Consider the following 14,609-nt stretch of genomic DNA (forward strand, 5'->3'; position numbering starts at 1 on the left):
CTCAAATGACTAAAAGATATGTGATGGTGCACGATGAGAACAAGTGCATCGGCTGCCAAGCCTGTAACGTGGCTTGCCGCAGTGAAAACGGCGTACCAGAAGGGGTGACCCGTTTGCAGGTGAGAGTCGAAGGGCCCTATGGCGAAATGCCACATCTGCACTTTAAGTACCACAGAGTGTCGTGTCAGCAGTGTGAAGATGCGCCCTGTGTGAAGGTGTGTCCAACGGGCGCGGCCTACGTGGGCGAGGACGGCATTGTCTCTATCCACGGCGACAAGTGTGTGGGTTGTATGTACTGCGTGGCGGCGTGCCCCTACAAAGTGCGTTTTATGAATCCCGAAACCAAAGTGGCTGACAAGTGTAACTTCTGTAAGGACACCCGTTTAGCCCGTGGAGAACAACCAGCCTGTGTGACTGTATGTCCGACCGATGCATTGGTGTTTGGCGATGCTAACGATCCACAAAGTGATGTGGCAAAACTGCTTAACACTAAGATCACTTACCAAGATAAGACCCATTTAGGCACTCATCCTAGGGTATATCGCGTTCCTACCAAAAGAGGGGGGATTTGATTATGAACAATACTTGGGGCGATATGGCGCAATATGATCCCGTCACTTGGCACTGGGTCATCGCCGTGTATCTGTTTATGGCGGGTTTATCCGCCGGAAGTTTGCTGATTGGCATTGGCTTGCGTTGGTTCAATCAAGAAAAAACGCAAGTTGAAAGCAATATCCTCAAGGCTGCGGCGATTATTGGCCCTGTAGCAATCAGCTTAGGCTTGGCGTGTTTAGTGTTTGATTTAACTAAGCCTTTCCACTTCTGGCTGATTTTAATTAACTATAACTTCCAGTCCGTTATGGCGATTGGGGTATTAGCGCTGCTGGCTTACTCCCCCTTGGCATTTGCCTACGCAATTTTAGTACTGCGTGATGAACTGCCAAAGTGGGGCTTAGGTTTCTTAGTGCCTATCGCTAAGCTGCTGATGCCCTTTAGAAAGCTGATTGAAGTGCTATTGTTTGTCCTCGCGATTGGCGTAGGCGCTTACACTGGCTTCTTAATTTCGGCGATGAATGCCTATCCGATGCTGAACACTGCGGTATTACCAGCGCTGTTCTTGGTATCTGGTTTATCGGCGGGCGCTGCGGCCAATGCGGTGCTGGCGCTGGTGATGTTCAAAACCGATAGTCACGACAAGACCTTAGCCAAAATGCATGGCTTAGAGCTGCCAGTGATGGCAATCGAAATCATGTTCCTGTTTATGTTGTTCTGCGCCTTGTACTTTAAGGGCGGTGCGGCGGCTGCGGCGCTGGCATCACTCACCTCTGGCGTGTGGGCAAGCGTATTCTGGATTGGCGTGGTCGGGATTGGCTTTGGTGTGCCACTGCTGTTTATGCTGTTGCCTGCCGCAACTCGCCACAGCAAGGGCGCGATGATTATGGTGGCCTGCGCCAGCTTAACCGGCGTGTTAGCACTGAGACACTTTATCGTGTATGCGGGACAAAGCTACCTGAGCTAAGTGATGTTAGCGAATGCTCTAACCCATGGCATTCAAACTAGCGCACAAATATGAGTATTACTTTAATACGATTAAGTGATACTCAAATGGGTTACAACACGCATCCCTGCAAGCAAAAAGCACCGGTAACGGTGCTTTTTTATGGCGGCAATTGGCTGCGATTGGAAGAGGATTATTGCGGTAATTATTGCGGCAATAGCTCAATCACAGATTTCACCGTAAGCACTAAGGCGCTGATAGCACAGAGGGCTAAGGTTGCCATCTTGGTCTTATGCTTATCCACATTCCCCACCAGTTTGCCCGCCACTAAATAGCCTAAAAACACTGAGGGCAACAGCATCAGGGATAACCATAAATGCTTAACTTCGAGCAGGCCCGTCACCCCAAGAATGACCAGCGCTATGGTCGAGCTGAAGATAAAGAAGGCTGATAGTGCGGCGCGAAACTTTGAGGCATCCTTACCCGCCAACAGAATCGCCATCGGCGGACCACCAATGGCGGCAATATTACCGAAGATCCCCGATACCACGCCCGCGCCAAATAGCGTCGCTTTATTCACTGGCAAGCTAAATTTATACAGGCTCAGCACCACGGCGACTGCCACAATGGCTGCAATCGCTAAACCAAGAATCGGCTGCGGCGCAAACAGCAACAGGCTGGCACCGATAAAACCTCCGGGTACTCGACCGATAAGCGCGTATTGCAAGCCATTGAATTCTAAATGGCCGCGTTCACGCAGTAGGGTGAGTAGGGCGATGGAAAAGCCCATCACAATCACCGGGGCGGGCACTAATTCGGGGTCGACAATATACAGCAGCGGACTCGCCACCACAGCAAGGCCAAAGCCAATCAGACTTTGGGTGAGGGCACCTAAAAACACAATCACAGACGCAATAGCGAGCGTTTGTGGATCTATCAAGGAGAACATAGGATTCCATCAAAATAAAATAGGGATCGTTACTCTAACCCATCAGGCAAGATGAGTATTAACGATCCCTAATGATTAGGTACGGCAGAATTATGGACGCCTGAGCGTTATTCCATATCTTCCCACTCGATCCCCATTTCGTCCATCAACCGCTTGGCTTCGGCGGGGATGCTATCTGGGCACTCTTTTGACAGATCGGCATCATCAGGCAGAGGCTGGCCGGTGTAGGCATGCAAAAATGCTTCGCACAACAGTTCGCTATTGGTGGCGTGGCGCAGGTTGTTCACCTGACGACGGGTACGTTCATCCGTGAGGACTTTTAGCACTTTGAGCGGAATAGACACAGTAATTTTCTTTACTTGTTCATTCTTCTTGCCATGTTCAGCATAGGGGCTGATGTATTCCCCATTCCATTCAGTCATTGACTCACCTGTTATAACGCTAAATTCGGGGCAGATTTTAAACCCTTACAGATTACAGTCAAATTATTGCTACTATTTCTGAGCGATTGCAAACAGATTTCTTTATGTTTAGACGTCTAAACGTCTTAACGCCTATTGACGATACCACTGGGCTTAGGTACATTTAGACGTCCAGACATCTCTTTGCGAACTTAGGAGTTCCCGATGACCGCAGGTAAATTAGTGACCGAACGTCAATTAGCCACATTAGCAGTGCGTCAGGGTATCGAAAGCGATACTCAGTATGGCGCTGTGGTGCCGCCAATTTACCTGTCGACGAATTACGCCTTCGATGGTCATAAAAATCCTCGTGAATTTGATTACAGCCGTTCCGGCAATCCTACCCGCAGCATCCTAGGTGATGCCCTAGCTAAGCTGGAAAAGGGCGCAACCGGTGTGGTGACTTGCACAGGCATGGCAGCCATTACCTTAGTGACCACTTTACTCGGCCCCGATGATTTGCTGGTGGTGCCCCACGATTGCTACGGCGGTTCGTACCGTTTATTTACTAACTTGGCTAAAAAGGGCCAATTTAAACTGCTGGTGGTCGATCAAACCGACGCCCAAGCGCTTGAGCAAGCCATCGCCCAGCAACCTAAGATGGTGTGGATTGAAACCCCATCTAACCCTCTGCTGCGAGTCGTCGATATCGAAGCTATCGCCAAGGCGAGCCACGGTGTGGGCGCGTTAGTGGTAGTGGACAACACTTTCCTCTCACCAATTTTACAGCAACCGCTATTACTGGGTGCCGATATCGTTATCCACTCCACCACTAAGTACATCAATGGTCACAGCGATGTGGTGGGCGGCGCGGTGATCGCCAAAGATCCTCAACTCGGCGAGACCTTACATTGGTGGTCAAACACCTTGGGCTTAACGGGTTCAGCCTTCGACAGTTATCAAACCCTGCGCGGTCTGCGTACCTTAGCCGTGCGTATTCGTGAGCACCAAAGCAATGCCCAGCGTATTGTGGATGTGCTGACGAGTAGTCCTGTGGTGAGCAAAGTGTATTATCCCGGCCTTACGGACCACCCCGGTCATGCCATTGCCGCCAAGCAACAAAAAGGTTTTGGCGCTATGCTGAGTTTTGAGCTTAAGGGCGGCGAGGCCGAAGTGGTCGCCTTTTTAGATGCCTTAAGTTTATTCAGCGTGGCCGAGAGTTTAGGCGGCGTAGAGAGTCTCGTGGCCGTACCCGCGACCATGACCCACAGGGCGATGGAGCCGCAAGCGCGTTTTGAAGCTGGTATTAAAGACACCCTATTACGTTTGTCGGTTGGTATTGAAGATGCCGACGACTTAGTTGCAGATATTCAAGCAGGATTGGCCGCCGTAGCGGCTTGTCAGTAGAGGAATAATAGATGGCACGTTGTCACTTACATAAATTTGGTGGTTCCAGCTTAGCCGATGCCGATTGTTACCGCCGAGTCGCCCATATTCTGTTAACCCATGGCCACAGTGATGATCTGGTGGTGGTGTCTGCCGCGGGTAAAACCACTAACTTTTTATATAAATTATTGTCCCTGCGCGATAGCAACCAATTATGGCAAGAAGAATTACAAGTCCTTATCAGCTATCAGCAGGGCTTGATTGAGCAGCTGTTATCTAACGAGCAAGCGCGGGACCTGCGTGAGCGTTTAACCACGGATAAAGCCCAGTTAATCAGTCTATTATCTTTAGATTCTCGTAACGATTACCAAATTAGCCATGTAGTGAGCTTTGGTGAGCGTTGGTCGGCGCGCTTAATGGCAGCGCTGCTGCGCGAATCGGGTGTGGCTGCAAGCCATGTGGATGCCTGTTCGATTCTCGTGGCCGACGAGGCCGCCGTACCGCAAATTCGTGTGCAAGAATCCCGCGCCAAAGTACAAGCATTACTGGCCGCGCATCCTAACGAGCGTCTAGTGATCACCGGTTTTATTTGCGCCAACGAGCGTGGCGATACCTTGCTATTGGGTCGCAATGGCTCTGACTTTAGCGCCAGCTTAATTGCCAGCCTTGCCGACATTGAGCGCGTGACCATTTGGACCGACGTTGAAGGGGTATTTAACGCCGATCCGAATAAGATCAACGATGCGAAATTACTCAAGAGCATGTCCCTCGCCGAAGCCGACCGCTTGGCGCGTTTAGGCTCGCCAGTACTCCATTCACGCACCTTACAGCCGCTGTTTAACACTGAGGTGAGCCTAGCCGTGCGTTCAAGCTACGCCTCCCATACCGACTTTACCCTGATTGCGCCCCACAGCTCCTCGGCGAGTGCGCCCGTGGTGACTAACCTGAATGCCGTGGTGTTATTTGGCTTTAAGATCGCGGGCGATGTGGCCAGTCTGCTTGAGCAATTAGTCGAGGCAGGGTTAACGCCACTGGCCCATTGGGTATCGGCGCATCAACGACTCGAACTTGCCTATACCGCTGAAAACCAAAAACAAGTACAAAAGTTATTGGATGCGCAGGCAGAAGCCTTTGGCATTAAAGATCTGCAAATTAATACCGAGCTTGGTTTAGTGGCACTTGTGAGTGCCGATGCCGAGCATTATCGCCGTAGCTTTGCCCGTTTACTGAGCCGCGACGCTAAGCCCTTGTTCAGTGGTGACTTAAGTCTGGTGACCTTAGTGCCACAGTCGCAGGTTAATCTGCTGACGCAAAAAGTGCATCGCCGCTGTGCTGGCCCGCGTAAACGCATTGGCGTATTACTACTGGGTGTGGGCAATATTGGTGAGGCGTGGGTGAAGCTGTTTAAGTCAGTTTCTCCCTCGTTAAATCAAGAGCTTGAAGCGCAAGTCGAGTTAGTCGGTCTGGTTACTTCCAGTAAAGCTTTGATTAAGTCCTCTGGTGTGGATTTGGAAAGCTGGCAGCAGGAATTCGATGCCGAGGCAACACCTTGGCAGTACGAGCACTTATTCGAACAATTAGAACAACTTAACTGTGACGAACTGATTGCATTAGATATCAGTGCCAGCGCCAGTTTAACCCTACAATACCCAGAGTTTTTTGAGCGCGGCATCCATATGGTCAGCGCGAACAAACTTGCGGGTTCTGGCCCGTTGCCTTTCTACCGCGAGCTGAAGGAACAACTCGGTTATCGCCGTCTATTCTGGCGTTATAACGCTAGCTGTGGCGCGGGCTTACCTATTCAGCACGCCTTAAACGATTTGCGTAACAGTGGCGATAGCGTTGAAGCCGTTGGTGGGATTTTCTCTGGCACTCTTTGCTGGTTGTTTGAGAAATACGATACCAGCAAACCTTTCTCGGAATTAGTGATTGAAGCGCGTGGTTTAGGGATTACCGAACCCGATCCACGCGACGATCTTTCTGGCCGCGATATGCAGCGTAAGCTGCTGATTTTAGCCCGTGAAATCGGTCTGGAAATCGAGCTTGAGGATATTGAGCTGCGCTCCTTAGTGCCTGCCCATTTAGCGGATATTCCGCTGGAGCAATTCCTTGCCCGTATCGGTGAGCTGGATGATGAATTGCTGCAACAATACGGCGCAGCGGCGGAGCAAAACAAGGTACTGAGATATGTCGCCTCCTTGGACAATAGCGGTGCGACCCTAAAAGCCGAGGTGGGATTACAGTGGATTGATGCGAATCATCCCTACGCCAACCTTACGCCCGGGGACAATGTGTTTGTGATCCGCTCTGCCTTCTATCAAGGTAATCCTTTGATTATCCGTGGGCCGGGTGCTGGCCGTGAGGTAACAGCGGCGGCGGTGCAATCGGATCTAACACAGATCTGTCGCGATCTGCTGCAAGAATAGGAATAAACCCCGTATCTTCAAGTTGATTCGGCTTATATTCATAGACTTAAAGGACTCATTCGAGTCCTTTTTTGTTGGCTAAAATTAGGTCTAGGATCTAAGTGGCAAACAAGGGATAAGAAAATGCCAAAAAGGGGGATTTTTTGGCTTGACTTAACCGCCAGTTTCTCTAGTATATGGACATATAGACGTCCAAACGTCCATATGGATTAAATTACTGCATTTATAAGTCGTACCAGCGCGATGGAGCGTCGCACTTGGGCGGTTGAGGAAATACACATGGCTTTTCATCACGCACAACATTCACATTCGCTAAACCAAAGTTTGTCCGAACTTAATGGCGATATTAATGTTTCTTTTGAGTTTTTTCCGCCATCAACCCCCGAAATGGAACAGATCCTGTGGAACTCTATCCGCCGTTTAGAGCCGCTGAATCCTAAGTTTGTTTCAGTGACCTATGGTGCAAACTCGGGTGTGCGCGACCGTACCCATGGCGTAATTGAACGTATTCAAAAAGAAACCAATCTGGTTGCCGCGCCGCACTTAACCTTAGTGGATGCCAGTGATGAAGAGCTGTTAGATCTGGCGAAGCATTACTGGAAATCGGGTATTCGTGACATAGTGGCGCTGCGTGGCGACTTGCCTGCGGGCAGCCCAAAACCAACTCGCTTTGCGGTGGATTTAGTGCGCCTGCTGCGCTCAGTGGCTGACTTTGATATTTCGGTCGCCGCTTACCCAGAAGTGCACCCAGATGCGGCTAACGCTCAGGCCGATTTGATTAACCTTAAGCGTAAAATCGATGCGGGTGCGAGCCGAGCTATTACCCAGTTTTTCTTCGATGTTGAGTCTTACCTACGCTTTCGCGACCGCTGCGTTGCGGCGGGAATTGATGTCGAAATCGTCCCCGGTATTTTACCCGTGACTAACTTCACTCAGTTAAAACGTTTTGCGGGCATGACCAATGTGAGCCTGCCGAGCTGGTTGCATAAGCAGTTCGATGGCTTAGAGAATGATGCAGGAACCCGTCAGTTGGTGGGCGCAAACGTGGCGATTGATATGGTCAAAGTGTTATCCCGTGAAGGTGTTAAAGATTTCCACTTCTACACCCTTAACCGCGCCGAACTGACCTATGCGATTTGCCATACCTTAGGGGTTCGCCCAAAGGCGGTATAACTCAGTAACCCCCCATAAAAAACGCCGCTTTTTAGCGGCGTTTGGTTTCGTCTTGTTTAAGCATCAAATTTTAAAATGCGCCAGTAGGGCGGTTAACCGTGCAGCAAGTTGAGCAAGTTCATCACCTGCCCGCGCGGTTTGCAATGTACTATCGGTCGCATTGGTTGCAATATCATTAATATTATTGATGTTTTTATTAATCTCCGCAGAGACGGCGCACTGCTCATTGGCGGCACTGGCGATTTGAATGTTCATTTGGCTGATGGTAGAAACCGCCGCTGTAATTGCATCAAGAGATTCTCCTGCCTCATGTACTTGAGAGACACAATTTTGAGTTGTCGCTGTACTGGTTTTCATCACGTTAACTGTGGATTTTGCTTTTTGTTGCAGAGCTTCAATCATTTGCTGAATTTCGGTAGTGGAAGCTTGAGTACGGCTAGCGAGTGTGCGTACCTCATCTGCCACTACCGCAAAACCGCGGCCTTGTTCACCCGCGCGGGCGGCCTCAATCGCCGCATTGAGGGCGAGTAAGTTGGTCTGATCGGCAATATTGCGGATAACGACTAATACCGAATCAATTTGTGTGGTATTGCGCTCGAGTTCGTTAATGGCATTAGCGGCATGGGAAATTTCACCCGCAAGCTGGCTAATTGTTGAAATAACCTTTTCAACCAGTAGCTTACCATGTTCAGTTGATTGATTGGCGTGATTTGCCGCATCGGCGGCGTCGGTGGCATTGTGGGCGACTTCTTGCACTGTTGCCGCCATTTCATTCATTGCGGTGGCGACCTGTTCTGTCTCTTGGTGCTGCCTGCTTGCCATTTGTTGGGTTTCATGGGTGATGGCGGACATTTCTTCAGCGGCAGTTGCTAATAGGCTGGTTGAGTCTGCAACTTGGGAAACTGTATGATGAATTTTTTCGACAAAGTGATTAAACGCGATTGAGAGTTCTGCTATTTCGTCTTTGCCTTTTACTTCAATACGGCGAGTAAGGTCGCCTTCACCTTTGGCTATATCGTTCATCGCATGGGTTGTCTCTGCGATTGGGCGAGTAATGCCTTTAGCGATAAACCAAGCAATAGCTGTACCGATTAATAAAGCAGATAGGCCAATCAGATTTAACTTGAGTCGAATATTCGACATTGTTTCTTCGAAATGACTGCGATCAATTGCAATGTCTAATACACCAAATATGCGGCCTGAATAGTCTCTAATTGCATGGCGGTATAACGCAAAGGATTGACCATTTAAGGTCGTGGCGCGAATGACTTCCCCCTTATCTTGCATGACAGCCGTTAACTCATCGATAGTTGCAGTTTCAGGGGTAAATGTACCGCCAAAGACTTTAAATCCATTGCCATCAGGCAAGAGTAAGGCGATTTCAGCTTGATAGGCTTGTTTAAAATTATCAAAAAAGGGTTGACCAAAAGACATGCCAAATTCTACTGAGCCTGTATGTTCTCCATGATTAAACATGGGTACTAGACCGCGAATACCTAAACCTTCCACACCATACTCTAATCCATAAAGAGCGCGTTTTTGCTGGTTGGTTTCAACGATAGTTTTGCGGATAGCGGTGAGGTCATCACCAAATTTTTCGGGTCTATGTAGCCGTAAAAATGAGGTGGCAGGTGGCGTATGAAACTGAAATTGTTGTACTGCAAATTCTTGCTTGAGTTTTGTGAATATAGGTAAGGTGCGACTGGCTAGCTCATTTCGATCTCGTTCGGCAAACGCACTTTGTACCTCAGGTGTGAGTGAGACAATCGTCGCCATCGCTTCGGCTAATTTCCCCGATGATGCAATTTCAGCAACAGCGGTTTGATAGAGTTTATGTAGTTCTCTTTGCTCGGATTTTTCTGCTTGGCTACTAAATTCTGATAGCACGAGTGGCATGATAAACGTCATGACTGCTAGCAAGAGTATGCACAGCCCAATCACAATTCGAGTGCTAATTTTTAGATTGATCAAAATAACCTCCCAGTCGATATAAATCCGTCTTTTTACTTAACGAAAATTATAGATAGCTAACAGATTCATATCTGAGATAAAGCGTGCTTTTTCAGATTGTTCCTTGCCTTTTATGCTAATTCGTGGACTCGGACACAGAATTTCATATTCCTTAAAACTATTTACTTAGCCTGCTAACTATGTATAATGCTTAGCAGGCTAAGTAAATGAGTAAGCATGATGCAAAAAGAATTAGAGCGATTAAAGGAGTTATCCCTGGCGGAACATTTGGGCCGCTTGCACCGACTATGGCGCACCGTGGCGGATGTGGAGTTAGCGCCACTTGGGTTAACCCATCCTCGTTGGACGGCATTGTGGAAGTTATTGCGTTTGGGCGACAACGTGAGCCAGAAGGTGTTGGCGGATGCGCTGGAAATTGAATTGGCTTCTTTGATGCGTACCTTAGGGCAGCTTGAGGAGCAAGGTTTAGTCGAGCGCCACTGCTGCACTAAAGATAAGCGCGCTCGAATCGTATCGTTAACGCCCGCTGGTAAAGACGTATTAAAGCAAGTAGAAGCGCGGATTATCCATGTGCGCGGTGAATTATTAGCGGGCATTAGTGCCACTGAGCTTGGCGAGTTTGAACGCATCATTAGCCTAATTAGTGAAAACGCCTTGGCCAAGTTGGCTAAGAGCACAGATATTCTTGAGTGAGAAATAAGATGACACCGGATCAACAATTTGCCCGCCTCGTCAAAATCGCCATGCTCGGTTTTGTGGCTGTGTTTGGCTATTTTATGTTTGCCGACGCTATGATGCCCTTAACCCCACAGGCCATGGCAACCCGTGTGGTGACTAAGGTGACTCCGCAGATCAGCGGTAAGATTCAAACTATTAATGTGAAGAATAACCAAGTAGTCGCCAAGGGCGATTTACTGTTTCAAGTCGACCCCGCCCCCTTTGAGTTAGCCGTGTCTCAGGCCAAATTGGCCCTAGAGCAAGTGCGTCAGGACAATGCCGAGTTAGATGCTTCGTTGTTAGCCGCCAAGGCGGAAGTGAATGCCAGTACCACTACGGCTAAACTAAAACGTCGCGAAGCCAAACGTTTAGATGCACTGTATGCCACCCATGGTGTGTCGCAGCAGCAACGGGATCAGGCAGATAGTGATGCGGCCGCCGCCGAGGCGAACCTGTTAGCCGCTAATGCTCGCCTTGAAAAGCTTAAAGTGAGCCGTGGTCTCTATGGTGAAGATAACCTAAGAGTTCGCCAAGCGATGAATGCCTTAGAGCAAGCTGAGCTGAATCTGTCTTACACCCAAATCCGTGCCGACCAAGATGGGGTGGTGACTAACCTGCAACTCGAAGTGGGTAGCTTTGCTGCCGTGGGCCAGCCGTTGCTCGCCTTAGTCTCTGATAAATTAGATATTATTGCTGACTTTCGTGAAAAGACTTTACGGGGTGTTAACGCATCTTACCCTGCATTAATCGCCTTCGATGGCGAGCCTGGCCGTTTATATCGCGCCCAAGTGAGCAGTGTCGACGCCGGTGTGAGTGCGGGGCAGTTTGATGCCAATGGCCGTTTAGCTGCGCCGCAGGAATCGGACCGTTGGGTGCGTGATGCGCAGCGCTTAAGACTGCATTTAGTATTAGACGACAATGCGATGAATAACCTGCCAGCAGGTGCGCGTGCCACAGTGCAATTGCTGCCCGACAATACGCTGTTTAGCCTGCTAGCCAAGGTGCAGATTAAGGTCATTAGCCTGCTCCATTACATCTATTAATCTCAAGGCAATTTGCATGTTGTTACGCCACAATCCGTTAACCGCTAATGACTTACGCCAGTGTTTGCGCATTGCCACTGGCGGCACCATTGGTTTTACCCTCTGTAAGCTCTTTGGGTGGAGTAATGGGGTATTTTTTACGGTAACCCCAATGCTATTACTGGGTTTGGTCCCTGTGATAAGTGGCCATGCGGTAAGGCAATTATTGGCATCATCTGCCATAGCGGGGCTTGAAGTCGGCCTGCTCGGAGGCTTCTTCGGTAGCCATCCCGGATTGATGACGCCGATTGTTTTTTTACTGTTTTTATATCGTTTTGCGGCGATGTCCCGCGGTAGCCTGTTTCTGTTTGGTGCCAATGGCGTGTTGAGTTTAAGCATTATGCTGCACTTTGCCAGCTATCCGGGCACAGATCTTAATGATCTGATTTTTAGTAACTTTTGGGCGACAGGGCTATCTGTCATTATCGCCTATCTGATGACGGCACTTTGGCCGGATGTTGAACCTCGCGCTGCCTATCAACCCGGCCCTAAGGCACCACATCGGATGCGCCATGAGGCCTTGCTCGGTGCCAGCATTACGACGTTTTCTTTCTTAGTGTTTCAGATTTTCGATCTGCGTGACTCTATGTCGGCGCAGGCAACCACCTTGCTACTTTTATTCCCCATGCATTGGAACGGGGCGTTGGATTATGCCCGTAAACGTGCTGTTGGCACCTTGCTTGGGGTGTCGTTTGGAGTGATGGTACAACTCCTCCTCTACGATTGGTCGGGTTTATTGATCCTTATCGTGCCGATGCTATGGCTTGGCTTAATGTTATTTGCGCAGGCCCATGTAAAAGAGGCGAGCGGCTCAGGTGTGGGATTTGGTGCTATGACGACCCTAGGGATTTTATTTGGCCAATACTTAACCCCAGGTAACGACTTAATTTTTAGTGCACTGTATCGGGTGAGCAGCATTTTTGTGGCGATAGTGGCGACTTTATTCCTCTGTTATTTGCTACATAAGTTATTGAATAGCTTTGAAGCGACCCGATTTGGTTACTAAAGCGTTAATATTAGATTTTTTTAATGCTTGTTCCGCTTCCGTGCAAGGAGTATGGTGTTTCAATGCGTTTAGTGTGGGCTAAACGTGTGAACGCATCACTCAATTATCTCTTTTTAGCAACCTTAGGTTTGACGTTAACACGGTTTTAAACCAGTTAAGAATGACTGAAGGTTTGTTCAAGGATAGAAAATGAATATTAAAATTAGAACATTAGCCAAGGGCATCACACTTATCTATGGCTGTGTCTTGACCTCTGTCGTTATGGCGAATACCAGCGCTCTCCCGCCAGTGGGACAAATCTGCGTGACCTGCCACGGCGTCGAAGGTGAGGGCATTGAGCCACTTGGCCCTCGTTTGGCTGGACTCTCGAAAGAATATATCACCACCCAATTACAACATTTTCAGGCGGGTGTGCGCCAAAACGCGACCATGATGCCAATGGCGATGACACTGCAAGGTGATGGCATTGAGCAAGTGGCGAGTTACTTCTCCGCCAAATCCCCTAAAACCGAGGTTAAGCCTGTGATCCGTGGTGAGCAGGTGACCTTTAGCGATGATACTGCGCGCTTAGCTTACCAAGGCGATTGGTCACGTGGCTTACCAGCCTGCGTGACTTGCCATGGTCCCTCTGGTTTAGGCGGTGGCCTGTTCCCACGTTTAGCGGGTCAGCAGGCCAGTTATATCAAGACGCAACTCTTGGCGTGGCAAGCTGGCACGCGTAAGGGAGATGTGGACGGCATGATGGCCAATGTGGCTAACAAGCTGACTGCCGCCGAGGTGGATGCCTTAGCGAACTACTTTGCGAATTTGAAATAAGGAGCCGGCCATGAAATCTTCTGCCATCTTACTATTGGCCGCAATGGGCGTGCTGACAACTCAAGTGCAAGCGGCGCAAGAGTTACCCGACAAACAAGCGCCATTGCCTTCAGTGCCTAAAAACCCTGATCAAACCTATCTTACGCCTAGACCTTTAAGTGCGATTCCCGAAGGTGCCTTCGGCGATAAAGTACGCATGGGTTATCAATTATTTGTGAATACCCAGCAGTTAAGAGATAAGTATGTGGGTAACGAGCTTAACTGCGCCAACTGCCATATGGATGCGGGCCGTAAGGCGAATGCGTCACCGGTGTGGGGCGCCTATTTTGCCTATCCCGCGTATCGTAAAAAAGACGATAAAGTAAATACCTTTCAAGAGCGGATACAAGGCTGCTTTAACTATTCGATGAATGGTAAAGCCCCCGCTGCGGGCAGCCCCGAACTGGTTGCACTATCGGCTTATGCCTACTGGTTAGGGATGAGTGGTTTGATGGATGCGGCTAACCTTGATGGCCCTGTACCAGAACTTAGCGATGCCGAATTGGTAAAAGGCGCCAAACGTGAGGATTTCCCGCTGCCAGACACACTAGCCAAAGCGATGACAGTGGAGCAACGCGCGAATCTGCCCGGCCGTGGTTATCCTGAGATCCCAAAACCAGAACTGGCGTTCTCACCCGAGCGCGGTAAAGCCGTGTATACCGCCCATTGCCAAGCGTGCCATGGCGCCGATGGTCAAGGCCAAGCGATTGCCGGTGTTTACTCTCTGCCACCACTTTGGGGCCCAATGAGTTACAACTGGGGCGCGGGGATGCACAGGGTCAATACTGCTGCATTTTTCATTTATGAAAACATGCCTTTCGCTAAGAGTATTCAGCTCACTAACCAACAGGCATGGGACGTTGCCGCTTACATTAACTCCCATGAACGGCCACAGGACCCCCGCAATAAGGGCGATGTGAAACAAGCGCAGGAGAAATACCATAATGACAACGACTACTACGGTGTCGAAGTCGATGGCAAAGTGCTTGGCACTGGCTCTTATCCGGTGTTTCCGAAAAAGTCCTAGTTGAGTCGCTCTTATTCAGTGCTCGCGGTGAAATAAAGCGAGTCACTGGATTAGATAGGCAGAAAAGCCAGCAAGCATTTAGCTTTGCTGGCTTTTTTATTGGTCAATTGTACCGACT

At 49.4% G+C, this 14,609-nt stretch carries 13 protein-coding genes; 10 read left to right on the forward strand and 3 right to left on the reverse strand.

Going from position 1 to position 14,609, the window contains the following annotated elements:
- The first annotated feature begins 5 nt into the window (after positions 1-5).
- Both EYR25_RS02015 and nrfD read left to right on the forward strand, forming a co-directional pair.
- Positions 6-572, forward strand: a complete 567-nt coding sequence (locus tag EYR25_RS02015) for a 4Fe-4S dicluster domain-containing protein (RefSeq protein ID WP_039978442.1) — start codon at positions 6-8, stop codon at positions 570-572.
- 2 nt (positions 573-574) lie between these two features.
- Positions 575-1,519, forward strand: coding sequence for an NrfD/PsrC family molybdoenzyme membrane anchor subunit (nrfD, locus tag EYR25_RS02020; RefSeq protein WP_133178344.1), 945 nt, complete (start codon positions 575-577; stop codon positions 1,517-1,519).
- A 184-nt stretch (positions 1,520-1,703) separates the two neighbouring features.
- On the opposite strand, the gene EYR25_RS02025 is transcribed toward nrfD, so the two are convergent.
- Together EYR25_RS02025 and metJ are read right to left on the reverse strand one after the other, a co-directional pair.
- Entirely contained in the window at positions 1,704-2,447 is a 744-nt protein-coding gene (locus tag EYR25_RS02025) for a sulfite exporter TauE/SafE family protein (RefSeq protein ID WP_023267756.1), read from the reverse strand.
- Positions 2,448-2,554: 107 nt separating this feature from the next.
- A complete protein-coding gene (metJ, locus tag EYR25_RS02030; protein WP_011073770.1) occupies positions 2,555-2,869 on the reverse strand; it encodes a met regulon transcriptional regulator MetJ in 315 nt (104 codons plus the stop codon).
- Between the two features lie 222 nt (positions 2,870-3,091).
- Here metJ and metB point away from each other — a divergent pair, with 222 nt between their 5' ends.
- The 3 genes from metB (at position 3,092) to metF (ending at position 7,833) form a co-directional block, all read left to right on the forward strand.
- Entirely contained in the window at positions 3,092-4,255 is a 1,164-nt protein-coding gene (gene metB / locus EYR25_RS02035; RefSeq protein WP_165953541.1) for a cystathionine gamma-synthase, read from the forward strand.
- An 11-nt stretch (positions 4,256-4,266) separates the two neighbouring features.
- Positions 4,267-6,660: a bifunctional aspartate kinase/homoserine dehydrogenase II gene (locus EYR25_RS02040; RefSeq protein ID WP_133178346.1), complete on the forward strand. Its 2,394-nt coding sequence runs from the start codon at positions 4,267-4,269 to the stop codon at positions 6,658-6,660.
- 279 nt (positions 6,661-6,939) lie between these two features.
- A complete protein-coding gene (metF, locus tag EYR25_RS02045; RefSeq protein ID WP_039978441.1) occupies positions 6,940-7,833 on the forward strand; it encodes a methylenetetrahydrofolate reductase in 894 nt (297 codons plus the stop codon).
- A 63-nt stretch (positions 7,834-7,896) separates the two neighbouring features.
- Here the strand turns inward: metF and EYR25_RS02050 are convergent, their stop codons facing one another.
- Complete coding sequence (locus EYR25_RS02050; protein ID WP_039978457.1) at positions 7,897-9,801, reverse strand: methyl-accepting chemotaxis protein; 1,905 nt, start codon at positions 9,799-9,801, stop codon at positions 7,897-7,899.
- Positions 9,802-10,023: 222 nt separating this feature from the next.
- On the opposite strand from EYR25_RS02050, the gene slyA reads away from it, so the two are divergent.
- The 5 genes from slyA to EYR25_RS02075 all read left to right on the forward strand — a co-directional run bounded on the left by slyA (position 10,024) and on the right by EYR25_RS02075 (position 14,491).
- Positions 10,024-10,497 carry a transcriptional regulator SlyA gene (slyA, locus tag EYR25_RS02055; RefSeq protein ID WP_039978440.1) on the forward strand — a complete coding sequence of 158 codons (474 nt, stop codon included), beginning with the start codon at positions 10,024-10,026 and terminating at the stop codon, positions 10,495-10,497.
- Between the two features lie 8 nt (positions 10,498-10,505).
- Entirely contained in the window at positions 10,506-11,564 is a 1,059-nt protein-coding gene (locus EYR25_RS02060; RefSeq protein WP_133178347.1) for an HlyD family secretion protein, read from the forward strand.
- Positions 11,565-11,580: 16 nt separating this feature from the next.
- Positions 11,581-12,609, forward strand: coding sequence for a DUF2955 domain-containing protein (locus EYR25_RS02065; RefSeq protein ID WP_133178348.1), 1,029 nt, complete (start codon positions 11,581-11,583; stop codon positions 12,607-12,609).
- 189 nt (positions 12,610-12,798) lie between these two features.
- Positions 12,799-13,425, forward strand: coding sequence for a c-type cytochrome (locus EYR25_RS02070; protein ID WP_133178349.1), 627 nt, complete (start codon positions 12,799-12,801; stop codon positions 13,423-13,425).
- 10 nt (positions 13,426-13,435) lie between these two features.
- Entirely contained in the window at positions 13,436-14,491 is a 1,056-nt protein-coding gene (locus EYR25_RS02075; RefSeq protein WP_133178350.1) for a c-type cytochrome, read from the forward strand.
- Positions 14,492-14,609 lie beyond the last annotated feature (118 nt).

The sequence above is a fragment of the Shewanella decolorationis genome, from assembly GCF_004354305.1.
In the GTDB taxonomy this organism is placed as follows: Bacteria; Pseudomonadota; Gammaproteobacteria; order Enterobacterales; family Shewanellaceae; genus Shewanella; species Shewanella decolorationis.

Coding starts and splice junctions, on each gene's coding strand:
- EYR25_RS02015 (WP_039978442.1), top strand. CDS start 6: ATGACTAAAAGATATGTGATGGTGCACGATGAGAACAAGTGCATCGGC.
- nrfD (WP_133178344.1), top strand. CDS start 575: ATGAACAATACTTGGGGCGATATGGCGCAATATGATCCCGTCACTTGG.
- EYR25_RS02025 (WP_023267756.1), bottom strand. CDS start 2,447: ATGTTCTCCTTGATAGATCCACAAACGCTCGCTATTGCGTCTGTGATT.
- metJ (WP_011073770.1), bottom strand. CDS start 2,869: ATGACTGAATGGAATGGGGAATACATCAGCCCCTATGCTGAACATGGC.
- EYR25_RS02040 (WP_133178346.1), top strand. CDS start 4,267: ATGGCACGTTGTCACTTACATAAATTTGGTGGTTCCAGCTTAGCCGAT.
- metF (WP_039978441.1), top strand. CDS start 6,940: ATGGCTTTTCATCACGCACAACATTCACATTCGCTAAACCAAAGTTTG.
- slyA (WP_039978440.1), top strand. CDS start 10,024: ATGCAAAAAGAATTAGAGCGATTAAAGGAGTTATCCCTGGCGGAACAT.
- EYR25_RS02060 (WP_133178347.1), top strand. CDS start 10,506: ATGACACCGGATCAACAATTTGCCCGCCTCGTCAAAATCGCCATGCTC.
- EYR25_RS02065 (WP_133178348.1), top strand. CDS start 11,581: ATGTTGTTACGCCACAATCCGTTAACCGCTAATGACTTACGCCAGTGT.
- EYR25_RS02070 (WP_133178349.1), top strand. CDS start 12,799: ATGAATATTAAAATTAGAACATTAGCCAAGGGCATCACACTTATCTAT.
- EYR25_RS02075 (WP_133178350.1), top strand. CDS start 13,436: ATGAAATCTTCTGCCATCTTACTATTGGCCGCAATGGGCGTGCTGACA.